This is a genomic window from Pseudomonas sp. SH10-3B (genome assembly GCF_019891415.1).
In the GTDB taxonomy this organism is placed as follows: domain Bacteria; phylum Pseudomonadota; class Gammaproteobacteria; order Pseudomonadales; family Pseudomonadaceae; genus Aquipseudomonas.
Genome location: NZ_JAFLXD010000012.1, coordinates 34,936 through 53,988 on the forward strand (window position 1 = coordinate 34,936; position 19,053 = coordinate 53,988).

Here is a 19,053-nt window from a genome sequence, read left to right on the forward strand (position 1 = left end):
ACCTATCGCCTCTTACGGTTTAAGGACGGGCCGCAGCGCAGGTAGAATACCCGCCACCTTACGCAAGATGCGACCCGCACATGACCGATCTGACGCTTTATCACAACCCGCGCTGCTCGAAATCCCGCGGTGCGCTCGAACTGCTGGAAGCCCGCGGCCTCGCCCCTACCGTGGTGCGCTACCTGGAAACCCCGCTGAATGCCGCGCAATTGAAGGCACTGCTGGCCAAGCTGGGCATCAGCGCCCGCCAACTGCTGCGCACCGGCGAAGACGAATACAAGGCCCTCAACCTGGCCGATGCCAGCCTCAGCGAAGCGCAACTGATTGCCGCCATCGCCGAACACCCCAAGCTGATGGAACGCCCGATCCTGGAAACCGCCGATAAAGCCATCATTGGCCGTCCGCCAGAGAACGTGCTGGAGATCCTGCCGTGACGTCGCCGTATGTGCTGGTGTTGTATTACAGCCGCAATGGCTCGGTGAGCGAAATGGCTCGGCAGATTGCCCGTGGTATCGAGCAAGGCGGGATGGAAGCGCGACTGCGCACCGTGCCGGCGATCTCCACCGAGTGCGAAGCCGTGGCGCCGAGCATCCCGGATGAAGGCGCGCTGTATGCCAGCCTCGATGACTTGAAGAACTGCTCGGGCCTGGCCCTGGGCAGCCCGACGCGCTTCGGCAACATGGCCGCGCCGTTGAAGTACTTCATCGACGGCACCAGCAACCTGTGGCTGACCGGCGCGCTCGTCGGCAAACCGGCCGGGGTGTTCACCTCCACCGCCAGCCTGCATGGAGGCCAGGAAACCACACTGATGTCGATGCTGTTGCCGTTGCTGCACCACGGCATGCTGATCACTGGCCTGCCCTACAGCGAACAGGCGCTTCTCGACACCCAGGGCGGCGGCACGCCGTATGGCGCCAGCCACCATGCCGGCCCGGATGGCAAACGCCTGCTCGATCCGCATGAAATCACCCTGTGCCGGGCCCTGGGCCTGCGCCTGGCCAAGACCGCCACGCTGCTGGAGAACGGCCGTGGCCAGGAAGCCTAAGGTTCTACCGCCGCAAGCGTGGCTGGAGCCACGGGTCAAGGCTGCACGCGCGTTAAGCCTGCTGGCGTTTTTCGGCCTGGTGGGTTTGTTATGCGGGTACTACCTGTTCGTCGCCGACCTGCACGGCGCGCGTCCGTGGGTGATCCTGCTGATCGAGCTGGTACCTCTGCTGGTGCTCACGCCGGGGATGATCATCGGCAGTGCGCGCGGGCATTCGTGGATGTGCTTTGTGGTGAACCTGTATTTCATCAAGGGCGCGCTGGCAGCGTATGACCCGAACCGGCAGTGGTTCGGGGTGCTGGAGATGCTGGCCAGCCTGGCAGTGTTTTGCACGGCGCTGCTGTATGTGCGCTGGCGGCACCAGTTGAACCGCCGGTTGGCTGCTGATTGACAGACCGTATCGCCGGCAAGCCGGCGATGGCATCACCCCAGTCTCAATGATTGACCGTATACGCCAGCATCATCGACAGCTGGCACATCGGCCGCCCACTCTCTGCATGCCACTGGTTGAACGCGGCCTGCACCGTCGCCAAGTCGCGCAGGCTGGTGGGTGCCTTGTCGACGATCTTCTGCGCATTCAAGGCCGCCACCACGTCATAGCTCGGCACAAACGTATCCTTGCCGACCATGCGCAGGAAGCGCGGCGCGGACAACCCGCCCAACTGGTGCCCGTGCTTGCTCAGGTACTTCCACAGCCCAACGATATCGGTCACCGGCCAGTCGGCGATAAACGCGCCAAAGCTGCCTTTTTCCTGCTCGATATCCAGGATCATCTGCGCATTGCGCGGCACGCTCTTGAGCTTGCCCAAGTGGCGGATGATGCGCGTGTCCTGCATCAGCCGCTCCAGATGCTCAGCGCCCATCAGCACGACTTTTTCCGGGTCGAAGCCAAAGAACACTTGCTCGAACGCCGGCCACTTGGCATCCACCACGCTGTGTTTCAAGCCGGCGCGAAACACGCGCAGCGCCAAGGTCGACAGGTAGCGATCATCACTGATCTTGCGCAACTGCGCGGGAGTCTTGGGCACCGGCAGGTGGGCGTCCAGCTCGGCCGCTGAACCGAAGCGGTTCAGACAGTATTCGTGCAGCCACTTGTAATCACGCATGCCCTCTCCTGCTGTTGAATGCTGGCAATTGAATTGAAAACGGCGCCCGCAAGCGCCGTGTGTCAGAGCGTTGAATGGGCTCAGAGGTTCACAACATTGACGAAGCGCGACGCGGCGGTCTCATCGATTTTCAGGCTGGTGAAGTCGAACAGGTTGCGGTCGGCCAATTGCGATGGCTGCACGTTCTGCAGGCTGCGGAAGATACTTTCGGTACGCCCTGGCGTCTTGCGTTCCCACTCCACCAGCATTTCCTTGACCACCTGGCGCTGCAGGTTTTCCTGGGAGCCGCACAGGTTGCACGGGATGATCGGGAATTGCTTGAGGTCGGAGTAGGCCTGGATGTCCTTCTCGTTGCAATACGCCAGCGGGCGGATCACCACGTTGCGCCCGTCATCGGCGCGCAGCTTGGGCGGCATGGCCTTGAGCGAGCCGTTGAAGAACATATTGAGGAAGAAGGTCTCGACGATATCGTCGCGGTGGTGACCCAGGGCCATCTTGGTCGCACCGATCTCATCGGCAAAGGTGTAGAGCGTGCCACGGCGCAGGCGTGAGCACAGCGAGCAGGTGGTCTTGCCTTCAGGCACCAGTTCCTTGACCACCGAGTAGGTGTCTTTTTCGACGATGTGGTACTCGACGCCCAGCGCCTTGAGGTAGGCCGGCAGCACGTGCTCGGGGAAGCCCGGTTGTTTCTGGTCCATGTTGACGGCAACGATCTCGAACTTGATCGGCGCGACCTTTTGCAGGTGCAGCAGCACGTCGAGCATGGTGTAGCTGTCTTTGCCGCCGGAGAGGCAGACCATGACCTTGTCGCCATCCTCGATCATGTTGAAGTCGGCGACTGCCTCACCGGCCAAGCGGCGCAGGCGTTTTTGCAGTTTATTCTGGTTGACCGTAAGAGTGCCCATGGCGCTTGGATCCGCTAGAGGTGTGTGACGAAAAGCCGGGTATTTTACGCAAAAAAAACAGCTAAAGGGCTAACAGTAAAAGACCCCGCCGCGATTAGGACCCATGTTTACAGCGCAATTTGCTCTAAAGGCCCTACAGTTATTCCGGTCATCACTTCCTATACTGCGATTAGAGGTCGCACACAGATATCCAGACCTTTGTGGCCATTTGGCCCGTAGGCGCTCCGATGGGGGGCGATGGTAATAACGACAGGAGTGACTGGCATGATCCATCACGTCGTGGGGCTGTTTACCCATCCCGACCAGGAATGGCGGGAAATTCGTGGCGATAAAGAAGAAAGCATCGGCCACATGTACCTCACTCACACCCTGATTCTCGCGGCGATCCCCGCCGTATCCGCTTTTATCGGTACCACCCAGGTCGGCTGGGTCATCGGCAACCGCTCACCGGTCATGCTGACCCAGGAAAGTGCGCTGTGGATGACTCTCATGTCCTACGCGGCCATGCTCGGCGGCGTGGCGGTGATGGGCGCGTTCATCCACTGGATGGCCCGCACCTACGACGCCAACCCCAGCATGGCGCGGTGCGTGGCGTTTGCCACCTATACCGCGACCCCCCTGTTTATCGGCGGGCTGGCGGCGCTCTACCCGCATATGTGGCTGGGCATGGTGGTGGGCACTGCGGCGATTTGCTACACGGTGTACCTGCTGTATGTCGGCGTACCGACCTTCATGAGCATCGACCCGGATGAAGGCTTCCTGTTTTCCAGCTCGATACTGGCCGTAGGACTGGTGGTGCTGGTGGCGATCATGGCGTTTACCGTGATTGTCTGGGGGCTGGGCGTAGGACCCATCTACACCAACTAACCCGTTCAATCGTGAAGGCAGGGCCACCGCAAGGTGGCCTTTTACGTTATGCATGACCATTCGGCGCCTGACAGATTCGGAAACACAGCGCTTTGCGGCATACTGGACGCCTCTGGAGATATGTACAGCATGCCCGAGCAACTCAATACCCGCGTCGAAGATTGTTTCCTGCAAGCCGAATCCTTTTTCAAACGAAGCTTCAAACGCCCCCAGGTCAGCCTCAAGCTGCGGGGCCAAAAGGCCGGTGTCGCGCATTTGCACGAGAACCTGCTGCGCTTCAACCCACAGTTGTACCGAGAAAACAGCCAACACTTCCTGAAACAGACCGTGGCCCATGAGGTGGCGCACCTGATCGCCCACCAATTGTTTGGCGAGCGCATTCAGCCCCATGGCGAGGAATGGCAACTGATCATGCGTGGGGTTTACGAACTGCCGCCGGACCGTTGCCACACCTATGCCGTGAAGCGTCGCCAGGTGACCCGCTATATCTACCGTTGCCCGTGTGCCGACAGCGACTTCCCGTTTTCGTCGCAGCGCCATGGCATGGTGGCTCAGGGGCGACGGTACCTGTGTCGGCGCTGTCGGCAGACATTGGTATTTACCGGCGAAACCCGGGTGGAATAAAGGCCTCATCGGGAGCAAGCCCCCTCCCACATTTTGATCGTATTCACAGGCCTGAATGTGGGAGGCGGCTTGCTCCCGATAGCGTCCGCCCAGCCACTACATAATCACCTTGGAGCTGCGCAGCTCGCTGATGCGCTGCGGGCTCAAGCCCAGCTCCGCCAACACTTCATCACTGTGCGCGCCCACGGCGACGCCAATGTGCCGGGGCGCTGGCAACCCTTCCGAAAACTTCAACGGGCAGGCAATCTGCGCCTGGCTCGAACCATCGCCCCTGGGCACCTGGCTGACCAGCGCCCGCGCCTTTAACTGCGGATGGGCCACGGCTTCGCTCAGCGTCAGTACAGGCTCCACGCAGGCATCCACCCCGGCAAACAGCTCGCACAATTGCTCGAAACTGCGCTTCTCGAACTCCACCTGCAAGGCCTGCTTAAGCGCCAGCTGCTGCTCAGGCTTCAAGCCCTGCGCGGCCAGTTCCGGGCGCCCCAACGCTTCACACAATCGCTGCATGAAGGCCGGCTCCAGACTGCCCACTGACATCCAGCGCCCGTCCCGAGAGCGGTAGTAGTCGTAGAAACTGCCACCATTGAGCACATGGCCCTCCCATTCCGGCTCGACCCCGCAGGCCAGGTAACCCGCACCGGCCATGGCATTCAGGCTGAACGAGCAATCGGTCATGCTGACATCCAGGTATTGGCCGACCCCGCTCTGCTGCCGGGAAATGACGGCAGCGAGAAGCCCCACCACCGCATGCAGCGAACCGCCGCCCACGTCCGCCAACTGCACGCCCAACGGTAATGGCCCGCTGTCCTGGCGCCCGGTGTAACTGGCCACCCCGGCCAGTGCCAGGTAGTTGATGTCATGCCCGGCGCGGTCCTTGTAAGGGCCGGTCTGGCCGTAACCGGTGATCGACACATAAATCAGCCGCGGGTTGATCGCCTTCAGCGCCTCGTAACCCAGGCCCAGGCGCTCCATCACTCCGGGGCGAAATTGTTCGAGGACAATGTCGTAGTCCTTGACCAGTTCGCGGACGATCTCCAGCGCTTCGGCCTGCTTCAAATCCAGCGCCAGGCTGCGTTTGTTGCGGTTGAGATAGGCATGGCTGGCCGAAGTCCCCTGGTCATGGGGTGGCAATACACGCAACAGGTCCATGCGCGTCGGCGATTCGATGCGCAGCACCTCAGCGCCCATGTCCGCCAGCATCAACGATGCAAACGGGCCAGGCAGCAAGGTGGAAAAATCCAACACTTTGAGGGACGCCAAGGGGCCTGACATGGGAACTCCATTTGGGTTTTGAATGCCAACAGACTAGGCAGCCTGGCGCCTACCGGCAATCGTCAGAACGATCATCGAGAGTGACTGTTTTGATCGCGGCGGGCTTTTTCGCGGCAGCGGCCTTATCATTGCCCCACGTTTGCTTGCAGAGTGTTCCATGAAGTTTGCGATTGCAGTGTTTTCCGCCGCCCACGCGCCCTCCTCGCGCCGCGCCCTGCTGTTTGCCCAGGCGGCGTTGGCCGGCGGGCATGAGATTGTGCGGCTGTTCTTCTATCAGGATGGCATCTACAACGCCTCCAACACCCTCGTTACGCCCCAGGATGAGCAGGACATCGCCCGCCAATGGCGCGAGTTTGTCAGCACGCATCAGCTGGACGGCGTGGTGTGCATCGCCGCCGCCTTGCGTCGCGGCGTGCTGAACACGGAGGAAGCCACACGCTATCAACGCAGCGCAGTCAATCTGGATGCGCCCTGGGCGTTGTCGGGCCTGGGGCAATTGCACGACGCCGCCCAGGCTGCCGACCGCCTGATCTGTTTTGGAGGGCCGTGACATGTCCAAATCCTTATTGGTGATCAGCCGCCAGGCGCCCTGGTCCGGGCCGAGCGCGCGCGAAGCGCTGGATATCGTGCTGGCCGGAGGCGCATTCGATCTGCCGATCGGCGTGCTGTTCATGGATGACGGCGTGTTCCAACTGGCGCCGCACCAGGATGCCAAGGCCGTGCAGCAAAAGGACCTCAGCGCTAACTTGCAGGCGTTGGGCCTGTTCGGCATCGATGACGTGTTCGCCTGCAGCCATAGCCTGGGTGAGCGCGGGCTGACGCAGCTGGCCAATGCCCAGTCGCTGGACAGCGAAGCGATCGCCAAGCTGATTGACCGTTACGACCAGGTGATGACCCTCTGATGTCGACTCTACATGTGGTTTCCCACTCCCCGTTTACCGATAGCCGCCTCGACAGTTGCCTGCGTATCTGTGGCGCCGAAGACGCGATCCTGCTCTGCGGCGATGGCGCCTATGGGCTGCATAACGCGGCCCTGCACACCAAGGGCATAAAGGTTTTTGTGCTGGCCGAAGACATGCAGGCGCGCAATCTGCCGCTGCCGGATTGGGCCGACAGCGTGGACTACCCGGGTTTCGTGCAGCTGTCGCTCGACTACAGCAAGGTCAACACCTGGCTATGAACACCCTGACCATAGGCGCGCGCACCCTGGACCTGGACAAGGACGGTTACCTCGTCGACCTGAATGAATGGTCCGATGAGGTGGCCAATGCCCTGGCCGCCGTCGAAGGCCTGGAATTGACCGCAGATCATTGGCAGATCCTCGAACTGCTGCGCCAGTTCTATGCCGAATTCCAGCTGTCCCCTGCCACGCGGCCGCTGATCAAGTACACGGCCTTGAAGCTGGGCCCGGAAAAGGGCAACAGCTTGCACCTCAACAGACTGTTCAACGGCACTCCCGCCAAACTCGCCGCCAAGCTGGCGGGCCTGCCCAGACCGACGAATTGCTTATGACCGACTTCGCCCCGCTGACCCTTGAAACCCCTGCCGAGCATCCGTTTGCGCAGTTCGTGCGCATCCTGGGCAAAGGCAAGCGCGGCGCGCGCAACCTCACCCGCGACGAGGCCCGCGAAGCCATGGGCATGCTGCTCGACGAAAAAGTCGAAGACACCCAGCTCGGCGCCTTCCTGATGCTGCTGCGCCACAAGGAAGAAAGCCCGGAAGAACTCGCCGGTTTTACCGAAGCCGTGCGCGAACGCCTGGACGCCCCGGCACTGAATGTGGATGTCGACTGGCCGACCTACGCCGGCAAGAAACGCCATCTGCCGTGGTTCCTGCTGGCGGCCAAGTGCCTGGCGCAAAATGGCGTGCGCATTCTCATGCACGGCGGCGGCGCACACACGGCGGGCCGGCTGTACACCGAACAATTGCTGCAAACCCTGCACATCCCGCTGTGCCGTAATTGGCAGCAGGTCGGGACCGCGTTTGAACAAGGCAACCTGACGTTTATCCCGCTGGGCGATTGGGCGCCGCAACTGCAACGCATGATCGACCTGCGCAACACCCTGGGCCTGCGCTCGCCGATCCACTCCCTGGCGCGCCTGCTCAATCCGCTGAATGCGCGCTGCGGCCTGCAAAGCATTTTCCACCCTGGTTACCAGGGCGTGCACCGCGATGCCAGCGGCCTGCTTGGCGACCATGTGATTGTGGTGAAGGGCGACGGCGGCGAAGTCGAGATCAACCCCGATACGATCAGCCACCTCTACGGCACCACCGGTGGCGAAAGCTGGGATGAAGAATGGCCCGCCCTCTCCGACCAGCGTCACGTCAAGCCGGCAACCCTGGAGCCTGAACACTTGAAGGCCGTGTGGCGCGGCGACGTAGAGGACAGCTACCCGCAACTGGCGCTGATCGCCACCATGGCCCTGGCCTTGCGCGGCCTTGGCCACCCACGGGAGCAGGCATTCGAATTGGCCCGGCAATACTGGGATGCACGGGACAAATCGATTTAATCGATCATTCCCGCCCGGTCTTTGCGCTTTTAGTTCGAACTCATCCCTTTAGACTGGGCTCCAACGCTTATTAGCCAAGGAGCCAGTCATGGGTTTGCTGATCGAAGGACACTGGAAAGACCAGTGGTACGAAAGTAGCGCAGATGGCGCTTTCCAGCGGGAACAGGCACAGCGCCGCCACTGGGTGACCGCCGATGGCCAGCCTGGGCCCAGCGGCGAAGGCGGCTTCAAGCCCGAGGCCGGTCGTTATCACCTCTACGTGTCCCTGGCCTGTCCATGGGCCCATCGCACCCTGATCCTGCGCAAGCTCAAGGGCCTGGAAAGCTTGATCGACGTGTCCGTGGTCAGTTGGCTGATGCTGGAAAACGGCTGGACCTTCGACAAGGCCCACGGCTCCACCGGCGATAAGCTCGATGGTTTCGAATTCATGCACCAGCGCTATACCGCCGACACCGCCGACTACACCGGCCGCGTCACCGTGCCGGTGCTGTGGGACAAGCAGCTCAATCGCATCGTCAGCAATGAATCGGCGGAGATCATCCGCATGTTCAACAGCGCGTTCAACGGGCTGACCGGCAACACCCTGGACTTCTACCCCGAGCCGCTGCGCGCGACCATCGATGGGCTGAACGAGCGGATCTACCCGGCCGTGAACAATGGCGTATACCGCGCAGGCTTTGCCACCTCACAAAAAGCCTATGAAAGCGCGTTTGATGATGTGTTTGCCGAACTGGATCACCTCGAGCAGCACTTGGGCGACCATCGCTATCTGGCCGGCGAGTACCTGACCGAGGCGGATGTGCGTTTGTTCACCACGCTGATTCGTTTTGACGCGGTGTATTACAGCCACTTCAAATGCAATCTGCGGCGGATTGCCGATTATCCGAACTTGTCGAACTGGTTGAGGGAGATGTATCAGTGGCCGGGCGTGGCCGAGACGGTGGATTTCGAGCATATCAAGGGGCATTACTATGCGAGCCACCGCACCATCAACCCGACGGGGATTGTGCCGAAGGGGCCGTTGCAGGCGTTTGATGCCGGGCATGATCGAGCGCGACTAACCAGCAAAGGCATTTGGAGCTGATACAAAACCCGTAGGAGCAAGCTTGCTCGCGAATAACTCAAAAACACCGCGTGCATTCAGGATGGGCGCGTTATCGTTGACGATTTTCGCGAGCAAGCTCGTTCCTACAGTCGATGTGTGCGCAGGTGCTCAGACTTGTGACTGGGCGCCTTCAAACCACTTCAGCTTCTCGCGCAACACCACCACCTCACCGACGATCACCAGTGTCGGCGCATGCACTTCATGCTCCGCCACCATGCGCGGCAAGTCTGCCAGGGTGCCGGTAAACACGCGCTGGTTGGACGTGGTGCCCTGCTGGATCAACGCCGCCGGGGTATCCGCCGCACGACCATGCTTGATCAGTTGCTCACAGATGATCGGCAAGCCAATCAAGCCCATGTAGAACACCAAGGTCTGCGACGGCCCTACCAGGTCACTCCAAGGCAGGTCCGACGTCCCATTCTTCAAGTGCCCGGTAATAAAGCGTACCGACTGCGCATAGTCGCGATGGGTCAGCGGAATCCCGGCGTACGCCGCGCAACCACTGGCTGCGGTGATCCCCGGCACCACCTGGAACGGGATGCCATGGGCCGCCAGTTCCTCGATTTCTTCACCGCCACGGCCAAAGATGAACGGATCGCCACCCTTGAGGCGCAGCACGCGCTTGCCTTGCTTGGCCAGGTCCACCAGTTGCTGGTTGATCTGGTCTTGCGGCACGGCGTGGTCAGCGCGGCGTTTACCGACGTAGATGCGCTCGGCATCACGACGGCACAGTTCCAGAATCGCCGGCGCCACCAAACGGTCGTACAGCACCACGTCGGCTTGCTGCATCAGGCGCAGCGCACGGAAGGTCAGCAGGTCCGGGTCGCCCGGGCCAGCCCCTACCAGATACACCTCGCCCGGCGCATAAGGCGGCGCGCCGTTGACCTTTTCGATCAACAGACGCTCAGCCTCATCGCCCTGCCCGGCCAACTGACGGTCGGCAATCGGGCCCTGGAATACTTCTTCCCAGAACGCCCGACGCTGCTGCACATCCGGGTACAAACCTTTGACCTGGGCACGAAACCGCGCCGCCAGCCCGGCCAACTGGCCGTAGGTGGACGGAATCCAGGTTTCCAGCTTGGCGCGGATCAAGCGCGCCAGCACCGGCGCATCGCCGCCGCTGGACACCGCGATCACCAAGGGCGAACGGTCGACGATCGCCGGGAAGATCACGCTGCACAAGGCCGGCGCGTCCACCACATTGACCGGTACGCAACGACGCTTGGCGTCACTGGACACTTGCGCGTTTAGTGGCTCGTCGTCGGTCGCCGCGATAATCAGGGTGCAGCCTTCAAGGTCGGCCTCCTGATAACCGCGCAGAATCATTTCCCCGCCACTGCCCTGCACCAACTCACGCAACTGGTCTTCGATCTGGGGAGCAACCACCCGCAGCACTGCGCCGGCGTCAGCCAGCAGGCGGGATTTGCGCAAGGCAATCTCCCCCCCACCGACGACCAACACACGACTGCCGCGCAGGTTATGAAACAGCGGCAGAAATTCCATTTAGCGGATGACCTCAACGCCCGCCATGTACGGCTTGAGCACTTCAGGTACACGGATCGAACCGTCAGCCTGCTGGTAGTTTTCCAGCACGGCCACCAGGGTACGACCTACAGCCAGGCCCGAACCGTTGAGGGTGTGCACCAGCTCCGGCTTGCCGGTTTCCGGGTTACGGAAACGCGCCTGCATGCGCCGGGCCTGGAAATCACCGCAGTTGGAGCACGAGGAAATCTCGCGGTATTTGTCCTGGCTGGGTACCCACACTTCGAGGTCGTAGGTCTTCACGGCGCTGAAGCCCATGTCGCCGGTGCACAGCGCCAGGACGCGGTACGGCAGCTCCAGCAGTTGCAGGACGCGTTCGGCGTTGGCGGTCAGGCCTTCCAGGGCTTCCATGGAGGTCGACGGCTCAACCACTTGCACCATCTCGACCTTGTCGAACTGGTGCTGGCGGATCATGCCGCGGGTGTCACGACCCGAGGCGCCGGCTTCACTGCGGAAGCACGGGCTGTGGGCGACGAACTTGAGCGGCAGTTGCTTGGCATCGAGGATCTCGCCGGCAACGATATTGGTCAGCGACACTTCGGCGGTCGGGATCAGGTACAGATCGGCTTCGCCATCGCGGCTGATCTTGAACAGGTCCTCCTCGAACTTCGGCAGCTGGCTGGTGCCCATCAGCGCCGGCGCCTGTACCAGGTACGGGGTGTAAGCCTCTTCGTAACCGTGCTCGCCGGTGTGCAGGTTGATCATGAACTGCGCCAGGGCACGGTGCATGCGTGCGATCGGGCCGCGCAGCAAGGCAAAGCGCGCACCGGACATCTTGGCGGCGGTTTCGAAATCCAGGCCACCGGTCAATTCGCCCAGGGCGACGTGGTCCTTGATCTCGAAATCAAAGGCGGTTGGCGTGCCCCAGCGACGCACTTCGACGTTGCCGTCTTCGTCTTCGCCAATCGGCACGGACTCGTGCGGCAGGTTGGGAATACCCAGCAGGATCGAATCCAGCTCGGACTGAATGCCTTCCAGCTCGACCTTGCCGTCGGACAGCTCGGTGCCCATGCGCTCGACGTCCGCCATCAACGGCGCGATGTCTTCGCCACGTTGCTTGGCCTGACCGATGGATTTGGAACGCGCATTCCGCTCAGCCTGCAGTGCTTCGGTGCGGGTCTGGACGGTCTTGCGCTGTTCTTCCAGCGCTTCGATGCGCGCAACATCCAAGGCAAAGCCACGGGATGCCAGGCGGTCCGCTACGTCCTGAAGGTTGCTACGTAACAGTTTGGAATCGAGCATGTCGGTCTCTCGTTTATCAAAGTTTGGTCAAGGACAGGCCGGCCCAGGTGGCGAGCAGCCCGCCGAACACGCTGATGCCGAGGTACCCGAAGGCGACCAGGGCCTGCCCGCTTTCCAGCAAGCGCAGCGTATCCAGTGAAAAGGATGAAAAGGTCGTCAGACCGCCTACAAAGCCGACAATCAAGCCAGCGCGAATTTCAATCGGTACTTCCGGGCGCAACAGGAACCAGCCGTACAACAACCCGATGATCAGGCAACCCACCAGGTTGACCGCCAGGGTCGCCGCATAAAAATGCTTCGGCCAATTGGCGCTCACCCACGTACCGGTGGCGAAACGCAATAATGTACCAGCGATGCCCGCTGCGGACACGGCAAGAATCGTCTTGAACACTACTTTCTCCGCTGTTTGGGGCTAAGACGGTCGAGTTGGGCGAGGTGATTGAGCTTTTCACCGATCTTCAGCTCCAGGCCACGGGGCACAGGCTGGTAGAACGGCTGCGGCTCAAGCTCATCGGGGAAATAGTCTTCACCGGCGGCATAGGCGTCCGGCTCATCATGGGCATAGCGGTATTCATCACCGTAGCCCAGTTGTTTCATCAACTTGGTCGGCGCATTGCGCAGGTGCAGCGGCACTTCGAGGGAGCCGTGTTCGGCAGCCGCGCGCAGGGCGGACTTGAAGCCCATGTACACCGCGTTGCTTTTCGGTGCGCAGGCCAGGTACGTGATGGCCTGCGCCACCGCCAGCTCACCTTCCGGGCTGCCGAGGCGCTCCTGCACTTCCCAGGCCGCCAGGCATAGGCTCAAGGCACGCGGGTCGGCGTTGCCGATGTCTTCACTGGCCATGCGCACCACGCGGCGGGCCAGGTACAGCGGGTCGCAGCCGCCGTCGATCATGCGCGCAAACCAATACAGCGCGCCGTCCGGGTTGGAGCCACGCACGGATTTGTGCAGCGCCGAAATCTGGTCGTAGAAGGCTTCACCGCCTTTGTCGAAACGCCGACGCGTGTCGCCAAGCAGGCTTTGCAGCAGGTCGACGCCAATCTCGCTGCCGTCTTCGGCCAGGTCGGAGGCGTTCTCCAGCAGGTTGAGAAAGCGCCGGCCATCACCGTCGGCGGCGCTTAGCAGAATCTTGAAGCCTTCATCGCTGAGGCTCAGTTGGCGCTTGCCCAGGCCCTTGTCTTCGCTCAGGGCACGGTGCAACAGCTTTTGCATCGCGGCTTCGTCCAGGCTTTTAAGCACATAGACCCGCGCACGCGAGAGCAAGGCGTTGTTCAGTTCGAAGGAAGGGTTTTCGGTGGTGGCACCGATAAAAATCAACGTGCCATCTTCGACATAGGGCAGGAACGCATCCTGCTGCGACTTGTTGAAGCGATGCACTTCGTCGACAAACAGGATGGTGCGCTTGCCGTATTGCCCGGCCTGCTGCTTGGCCACCTCGACGGCCTGGCGGATCTCCTTGACCCCGGCCAACACGGCCGAGACCGTTTCGAAGTGCGCATCCGAGACTTTTGCCAGCAACCGCGCCAGGGTGGTCTTACCCACGCCCGGCGGCCCCCAGAAAATCATCGAGTGCAGTGCACCCTGCTCCAGGGCTTCGCGCAACGGCTTGCCGCGAGCGAGCAGGTGTTCCTGACCGACGTACTCATCCAGATTGGTCGAGCGCAAGCGCGCGGCCAAAGGCTGGGCAATCGGGTCACTTCGAAACAGATCCATGGGCAGCGTTTGAAACCTCTGGGCAGTTTATTCCTGGATCACGTCGGCACCCTTGGGGATGTCAAACTTGAACTTGGACGCCGGTACCGGCTGGTTGGCCTTGACCCCGGAGAACAGGATATCGGTGCGCTGGCCGACGCTGTCGACCAGGCGCATGTTATTGATCACGCCGTTGCCGAACGACAGGGACAACGTGTCAAACAGCGTGTCCTTGGATTTCGGCTTGAGGGTGAACTCGATCACGTTGCTGGTTTGCTTGGAGGTGATGTCGAAGCTGTCGTTGATTTTCGACACGTCGCCCGAGAGCAGCAGCGCCGGGGTCTGGTTCAGGCGCGGGTCCAGCTTCTTGATGGTCGCCTGCTCCAGGTCCGGGTCCCACAGGGTGACTTTCTGGCCGTCCGAGACGATGGTCTGCTCGGCCTTGCCTTCGGTGTGCCAGTAGAACAGCCCTGGGCGCTGCACGGCCATCTCGCCAGCGGTTTCCTGCAACTGGGTACCACCGGCATCCAGCGTGAGCTGGGAAAAGCGCGCGGTCAGGGTCTGGGATTTGTCCAACAGGTTTTTCAGGCTGGCGACGGAGGCCGGGTCAGCGTGGGCCGAAACAGCGGTCAAGGCCAGTGCCGGCAACAACAGCATGCGGATAAGACGCATGGGAGTCCTCATTGAGTCGTAAGGGCGCGCCGCGTGCTGCCACGCGGCACGGAATCAGTCGCGCGCCTGCCCAGGAGCAAGGACTTCGCGCGAGCCGTTGGTGTTCATTGCAGTGACGACGCCAGCGTTTTCCATGGCTTCGATCATGCGCGCGGCGCGGTTGTAGCCGATCTTCAGCTTGCGCTGCACCGCAGAAATCGAGGCGCGGCGGCTTTCCAGCACGAACGCCACGGCTTCGTCGTACAGCGCGTCGGTTTCGGCATCATCGTCGCCACCGCTGCTGCCGCCGTCGAAGCCGCTGCCGGCCTCTTCGACACCAGCAAGGATGTCGTCGTTGTACTCAGGCGCGCCGCGCAGCTTCCAGGCTTCCACCACACGGTGCACTTCATCGTCGGACACGAAGGCGCCGTGAACCCGGATCGGCAGGCTGGTACCTGGCGGCATATAGAGCATGTCGCCGTGACCCAGCAGTTGCTCGGCGCCGCCCTGGTCGATGATGGTCCGTGAGTCGATCTTGCTCGACACCTGGAACGCCATGCGGGTCGGGATGTTGGCCTTGATCAGGCCGGTGATCACGTCCACCGACGGACGCTGGGTGGCAAGGATCAAGTGAATACCGGCAGCACGGGCCTTCTGGGCGATACGCGCGATCAGTTCTTCGACCTTCTTGCCGACGATCATCATCATGTCGGCAAATTCGTCGACCACCACCACGATGGTTGGCAGCTTGCTCAACAGCGGCGCTTCGTCGTGAATGCTTTCGCGCTTGTAAAGCGGGTCGCTCAGCGGCGTGCCAGCGTCCTGGGCTTCCTTGACCTTGGCATTGAAGCCCGACAGGTTACGCACGCCCATCTTCGCCATCAGCTTGTAGCGACGTTCCATCTCGGCAACGCTCCAACGCAGGGCGTTGGCGGCGTCCTTCATGTCGGTGACCACCGGGCACAGCAGGTGCGGAATGCCTTCGTAGATCGACAGCTCGAGCATCTTCGGGTCGATCATGATCAGCTTGGCGTCTTCCGGGCCGGACTTGAACAGGATCGACAGGATCATTGCGTTCACGCCCACCGATTTACCCGAACCGGTGGTACCGGCCACGAGCAGGTGAGGCATTTTTGCGAGGTCGGTGATCACCGGTTTGCCGCCGATATCGTGGCCCAGGGCCAGGGTGACTGGCGACTTGAAGTTGTCGTATTCGGGCGTCGACAGCACTTCGGAGAAGCGCACGATCTGGCGGTCTTCGTTGGGAATCTCGATACCGACGGTGGTCTTGCCGGGAATCACTTCCACCACGCGCACGCTGGTCACGGCCAGTGAGCGGGCCAAGTCTTTGGCCAGATTGGAAATGCGGCTGACTTTTACACCCGCGGCCGGCTGGATTTCGTAACGGGTAATCACCGGGCCGGGGTGGATCGAGTCCACCGACACTTCGACGCCGAATTCCTTGAGTTTGATTTCCAGCAGATGGCCGACGGCCGCCAGGGACTCAGGGGAATAGTTGAGTTGTTTCTTCTCGGCCGGGTCGAGGATCGAGATCGGCGGCAAGGTGCCTTCCACGGCGCTGTCGACAAACAACGGCGCCTGTTTCTCTTTCTGCACACGATGGCTCGGCTCGGCAGGCTTGGGCGGCGCAGGGGCGATCACCGGCGGCACCTGCTTCTCGCGGTCCGACATGTGCTTGCTCAGGGCCTGCTCGCGCTCGATCAGACGCTCCTTGACCTTGGCCTGCTCACGGCGGTCCGGCGTGCTGGGCGCCACCACTTCGTTGACGCGGGTGTCCACCTCGCGCAACTGGGCGACCATGCGCTTGCGTTCGACCCGTGCGGCCCACCAGCGATTGGCTGCACCCTGGAACAGCTCCAGCAGGTCGAGGGTGATCTTGCCGGTCACGTCCATCACCTTGAACCACGAAAGGTCGGTGAACACCGTGAGGCCGAACAGGAACAGCGCGATAAACATCAAGGTGCTGCCCTGGATATTCAGGGTCTTGCGCGCCAGGTCCCCAAGGCTCTCACCCAGCGCCCCACCCGCGCCCGCCGGCAGGCCGGTGGGTGCGTGAAAATGAATATGCGCCAGGGCGGCACCCGACAGCACCAGGAATACCAGGCCGATCAGGCGCCACGAGAACAGCCAGCCGCTCCACTGCCACGGCTCATGACGCTGGCGGAAGATCTGCCAGGTCTTGATCGCCAGCAGCAAAGGGAAAATGTAAGCGAAGTAACCCAGCACCATGAACAGGATATCGGCGCTGTAGGAACCGGCAGGCCCACCGAAGTTCTGCACGTCTTCGATCTTGCTGTTGTGACTCCAGCCCGGATCGTCCTTGCCATAGGTGAGCAAGGCCATCATCAGGAACAGGCACAGCGCGCCGATAGCGATCAGCGCGCCTTCCTTGAGTCGATAATGCAGGTGCTGGCGCCAGGCCGGCACGACTGCTGCTTTAGGTGTTGCGGCGGATTTCTTCAAAACGGGTCTTTTCCTGCGCCTGTTAGCGCGTCCATCTGTTGAATAAGTGCAAATACTGCCCAATCCGAGCAGCTGAAAAATGAACGAACGTCGTGGAATCTACTTTTAACACTGGGCGATTGCTGGATGAAATGGCGATAACGCCACAATGGCCGCATTGTACGGGTTTGTGTTCCTGTTGCCACGCCACTTGGCTTTCTTCAAGCAGCATAGCCAATTGTGTGTCACAACATGTTCAATTTGAGCATGCATTGTCTTTGCTGACAAAGGCTTATGAGCTGTTTTTACCAATCCAGGCAAGCTTGGCAAATGGCCTGCATGGGCCAGACCCGAATACGACCACACCCCTGGCATAGAGTTGCAGAAACACCCGCTCACGCTAATGCACGCCAACGGCCGATTCGGGCTGGCCCCACGGCGCTGCGTCGACAATAATCACACCCTTGGGGCAGACGACCCGCCTGCCACTCCCCTCCCCTTCCGTAAGCCTGGATGCCATGCTGACCTGGTTACAACGCGACTCACTGAGATTCCCCCCGCTGGCCAAGGCCATGCGCGAACCCAATGGCCTGCTCGCCGCCGGTGGCGACCTGTCGGCCGAGCGACTGGTGCAAGCCTATCGCCACGGCTGCTTCCCCTGGTTCTCGGAGGGCCAGCCGATCCTCTGGTGGTCGCCGGATCCGCGTACCGTGATATTCCCTGACGAACTGCATGTCTCGCGCAGCCTGGGCAAACTATTGCGCCAGCAGCGCTATACCGTGACCTTCGACCAGGACTTTGCCGCCGTCATCCAGGCGTGCGCCGCGCCGCGTGCGTATGCTGATGGCACCTGGATCACCGAAGGCATACAGAGCGCCTACCTGACGCTGCACCAGAGCGGTTACGCCCATTCGGTAGAGGTATGGGACAACGGCGAGCTGGTGGGCGGCCTGTATGGCCTGGCGATGGGACAGCTGTTCTTCGGCGAGTCGATGTTCAGTCGCGCCGATAACGCCTCGAAATTCGGCTTTGCCACATTGACCCGGCAATTGCAGGCCTGGGGCTTTGTACTGATCGACTGCCAGATGCCCAACGATCACCTGCACAGCCTGGGCGCCCGCGCCATATCCCGCAGCGACTTCGCAGGTTTCCTGCGTGACCACCTGGACCAACCCAGCTCTGGGCCGTGGGTTTCGTAGGCGACATCCGCCCACCTGGCTTACACTTATTCCAAAGCTTATCCCGAGGGTTGATCATGACCGAGTTGGCGCGTTTGAAGTTCTATGCCACTCAACCCCACTCTTGCAGCTATCTGCCCGACGAGCAGGCCACCACGCTGTTCCTCGACCCCAGCCAGCCAATGGATGTGCACGTGTATGCCGATCTCTCGGAAATGGGTTTTCGGCGCAGCGGCGATCATCTGTACCGGCCTCACTGCCAGAACTGCAATGCCTGCGTGCCGGCACGCATCCCTGTGGCGCAGTTTCTCCCGGACCGTAATCAGAAGCGCATCCTCAAGCGCAACGCCGACTTGACGGTGACGGCTGCCAAGCCGCGATTTACCGAAGAATACTTCGACCTGTACCAGCGCTATATCGAGCAACGCCACGCCGACGGCGATATGTTCCCTCCCAGCCGCGACCAGTTTTCCACCTTTCTGGTGCGCGACCTGCCGTTCTCGCGTTTCTACGAGTTTCGCGCGGACGGCCGCCTGGTGGCCGTCGCCGTGACCGATTTGCTGCCTAACGGCCTCTCAGCGGTCTACACCTTCTACGAGCCAGCCGAAGAGCGTCGCAGCCTTGGGCGCTTTGCGATCCTCTGGCAAATCGGTGAAGCACTGCGCCTGGAACTGGAGGCGGTGTACCTCGGATACTGGATCAAGAACTGCAAAAAGATGAACTACAAGACCCAATATCGGCCCATAGAACTGCTGATTAATCAAAGATGGGTCACGCTTAACTAGAACCCCTTGGCTTAAACACCCTTTTTCGGGCACAATGCACGCCGCTTTTGCCTGGCGCAGTTGCAC

At 61.3% G+C, this 19,053-nt stretch carries 22 protein-coding genes; 13 read left to right on the plus strand and 9 right to left on the minus strand.

Translation table 11 applies throughout. From position 1 onward, the window contains the following. Positions 1-80: 80 nt before the first annotated feature. The 3 genes from arsC to J1G35_RS11765 are packed head-to-tail and all read left to right on the plus strand — an operon-like array spanning position 81 to position 1,436. The gene (gene arsC / locus J1G35_RS11755; RefSeq protein ID WP_053128537.1) at positions 81-434 is read left to right on the plus strand and encodes an arsenate reductase (glutaredoxin); all 354 of its coding nucleotides are present in this window, start codon (positions 81-83) and stop codon (positions 432-434) included. Further along, complete coding sequence (gene wrbA, locus J1G35_RS11760; RefSeq protein ID WP_223015036.1) at positions 431-1,045, plus strand: NAD(P)H:quinone oxidoreductase; 615 nt, start codon at positions 431-433, stop codon at positions 1,043-1,045. Before arsC ends, wrbA begins: the two co-directional genes overlap by 4 nt. Continuing rightward, positions 1,029-1,436, plus strand: coding sequence for a DUF2069 domain-containing protein (locus tag J1G35_RS11765; protein WP_223015037.1), 408 nt, complete (start codon positions 1,029-1,031; stop codon positions 1,434-1,436). Before wrbA ends, J1G35_RS11765 begins: the two co-directional genes overlap by 17 nt. Before the next feature lie 43 nt (positions 1,437-1,479). On the opposite strand, the gene J1G35_RS11770 is transcribed toward J1G35_RS11765, so the two are convergent. Together J1G35_RS11770 and ttcA are read right to left on the minus strand one after the other, a co-directional pair. Beyond that, positions 1,480-2,151, minus strand: coding sequence for a DNA-3-methyladenine glycosylase I (locus tag J1G35_RS11770; protein ID WP_053128532.1), 672 nt, complete (start codon positions 2,149-2,151; stop codon positions 1,480-1,482). Between the two features lie 80 nt (positions 2,152-2,231). Next, positions 2,232-3,056 carry a tRNA 2-thiocytidine(32) synthetase TtcA gene (ttcA, locus tag J1G35_RS11775; RefSeq protein ID WP_053128530.1) on the minus strand — a complete coding sequence of 275 codons (825 nt, stop codon included), beginning with the start codon at positions 3,054-3,056 and terminating at the stop codon, positions 2,232-2,234. 264 nt (positions 3,057-3,320) lie between these two features. Between ttcA and J1G35_RS11780 the strand changes: the two genes are divergently transcribed. Both J1G35_RS11780 and J1G35_RS11785 read left to right on the plus strand, forming a co-directional pair. Then, positions 3,321-3,923: a Yip1 family protein gene (locus J1G35_RS11780; protein ID WP_027606356.1), complete on the plus strand. Its 603-nt coding sequence runs from the start codon at positions 3,321-3,323 to the stop codon at positions 3,921-3,923. A gap of 129 nt (positions 3,924-4,052) precedes the next feature. Then, entirely contained in the window at positions 4,053-4,547 is a 495-nt protein-coding gene (locus tag J1G35_RS11785; RefSeq protein WP_027606355.1) for a SprT family zinc-dependent metalloprotease, read from the plus strand. A 96-nt stretch (positions 4,548-4,643) separates the two neighbouring features. Here J1G35_RS11785 and J1G35_RS11790 read toward each other — a convergent pair whose 3' ends face one another. Beyond that, complete coding sequence (locus tag J1G35_RS11790; protein ID WP_223015038.1) at positions 4,644-5,819, minus strand: CaiB/BaiF CoA-transferase family protein; 1,176 nt, start codon at positions 5,817-5,819, stop codon at positions 4,644-4,646. A 157-nt stretch (positions 5,820-5,976) separates the two neighbouring features. Between J1G35_RS11790 and tusD the strand changes: the two genes are divergently transcribed. The 6 genes from tusD to J1G35_RS11820 all read left to right on the plus strand — a co-directional run bounded on the left by tusD (position 5,977) and on the right by J1G35_RS11820 (position 9,413). Beyond that, positions 5,977-6,369 (plus strand): sulfurtransferase complex subunit TusD, encoded by a 393-nt coding sequence (gene tusD / locus J1G35_RS11795; RefSeq protein WP_223015039.1) that lies wholly within the window; start codon positions 5,977-5,979, stop codon positions 6,367-6,369. Between the two features lies 1 nt (position 6,370). After that, the gene (gene tusC / locus J1G35_RS11800; protein WP_223015040.1) at positions 6,371-6,721 is read left to right on the plus strand and encodes a sulfurtransferase complex subunit TusC; all 351 of its coding nucleotides are present in this window, start codon (positions 6,371-6,373) and stop codon (positions 6,719-6,721) included. After that, positions 6,721-6,999 carry a sulfurtransferase complex subunit TusB gene (tusB, locus tag J1G35_RS11805; RefSeq protein WP_053128523.1) on the plus strand — a complete coding sequence of 93 codons (279 nt, stop codon included), beginning with the start codon at positions 6,721-6,723 and terminating at the stop codon, positions 6,997-6,999. Before tusC ends, tusB begins: the two co-directional genes overlap by 1 nt. Further along, positions 6,996-7,331: a TusE/DsrC/DsvC family sulfur relay protein gene (locus J1G35_RS11810; RefSeq protein WP_053128521.1), complete on the plus strand. Its 336-nt coding sequence runs from the start codon at positions 6,996-6,998 to the stop codon at positions 7,329-7,331. The genes tusB and J1G35_RS11810 overlap by 4 nt, the downstream gene beginning before the upstream one ends. After that, a complete protein-coding gene (locus tag J1G35_RS11815) occupies positions 7,328-8,329 on the plus strand; it encodes a glycosyl transferase family protein (RefSeq protein ID WP_223015041.1) in 1,002 nt (333 codons plus the stop codon). Before J1G35_RS11810 ends, J1G35_RS11815 begins: the two co-directional genes overlap by 4 nt. 88 nt (positions 8,330-8,417) lie before the next feature. After that, positions 8,418-9,413, plus strand: a complete 996-nt coding sequence (locus J1G35_RS11820) for a glutathione S-transferase family protein (protein ID WP_223015042.1) — start codon at positions 8,418-8,420, stop codon at positions 9,411-9,413. A 129-nt stretch (positions 9,414-9,542) separates the two neighbouring features. On the opposite strand, the gene cysG is transcribed toward J1G35_RS11820, so the two are convergent. The 6 genes from cysG to J1G35_RS11850 are packed head-to-tail and all read right to left on the minus strand — an operon-like array spanning position 9,543 to position 17,045. Further along, positions 9,543-10,937, minus strand: coding sequence for a siroheme synthase CysG (gene cysG / locus J1G35_RS11825; protein WP_027606347.1), 1,395 nt, complete (start codon positions 10,935-10,937; stop codon positions 9,543-9,545). Then, positions 10,938-12,218, minus strand: a complete 1,281-nt coding sequence (gene serS, locus J1G35_RS11830) for a serine--tRNA ligase (RefSeq protein ID WP_167655666.1) — start codon at positions 12,216-12,218, stop codon at positions 10,938-10,940. A gap of 16 nt (positions 12,219-12,234) precedes the next feature. Continuing rightward, entirely contained in the window at positions 12,235-12,609 is a 375-nt protein-coding gene (crcB, locus tag J1G35_RS11835) for a fluoride efflux transporter CrcB (RefSeq protein ID WP_027606345.1), read from the minus strand. Continuing rightward, positions 12,609-13,931: a replication-associated recombination protein A gene (locus J1G35_RS11840; RefSeq protein ID WP_027606344.1), complete on the minus strand. Its 1,323-nt coding sequence runs from the start codon at positions 13,929-13,931 to the stop codon at positions 12,609-12,611. Before J1G35_RS11840 ends, crcB begins: the two co-directional genes overlap by 1 nt. A 27-nt stretch (positions 13,932-13,958) precedes the next feature. Next, a complete protein-coding gene (gene lolA / locus J1G35_RS11845) occupies positions 13,959-14,582 on the minus strand; it encodes an outer membrane lipoprotein chaperone LolA (protein ID WP_016975527.1) in 624 nt (207 codons plus the stop codon). A gap of 54 nt (positions 14,583-14,636) precedes the next feature. Next, positions 14,637-17,045 (minus strand): DNA translocase FtsK, encoded by a 2,409-nt coding sequence (locus J1G35_RS11850; protein WP_053128513.1) that lies wholly within the window; start codon positions 17,043-17,045, stop codon positions 14,637-14,639. A 497-nt stretch (positions 17,046-17,542) separates the two neighbouring features. On the opposite strand from J1G35_RS11850, the gene aat reads away from it, so the two are divergent. After that, positions 17,543-18,223, plus strand: coding sequence for a leucyl/phenylalanyl-tRNA--protein transferase (aat, locus tag J1G35_RS11855; RefSeq protein ID WP_223015043.1), 681 nt, complete (start codon positions 17,543-17,545; stop codon positions 18,221-18,223). A 56-nt stretch (positions 18,224-18,279) separates the two neighbouring features. Next, entirely contained in the window at positions 18,280-18,987 is a 708-nt protein-coding gene (locus J1G35_RS11860; protein WP_053128509.1) for an arginyltransferase, read from the plus strand. The last annotated feature ends 66 nt before the right edge of the window (positions 18,988-19,053 follow it).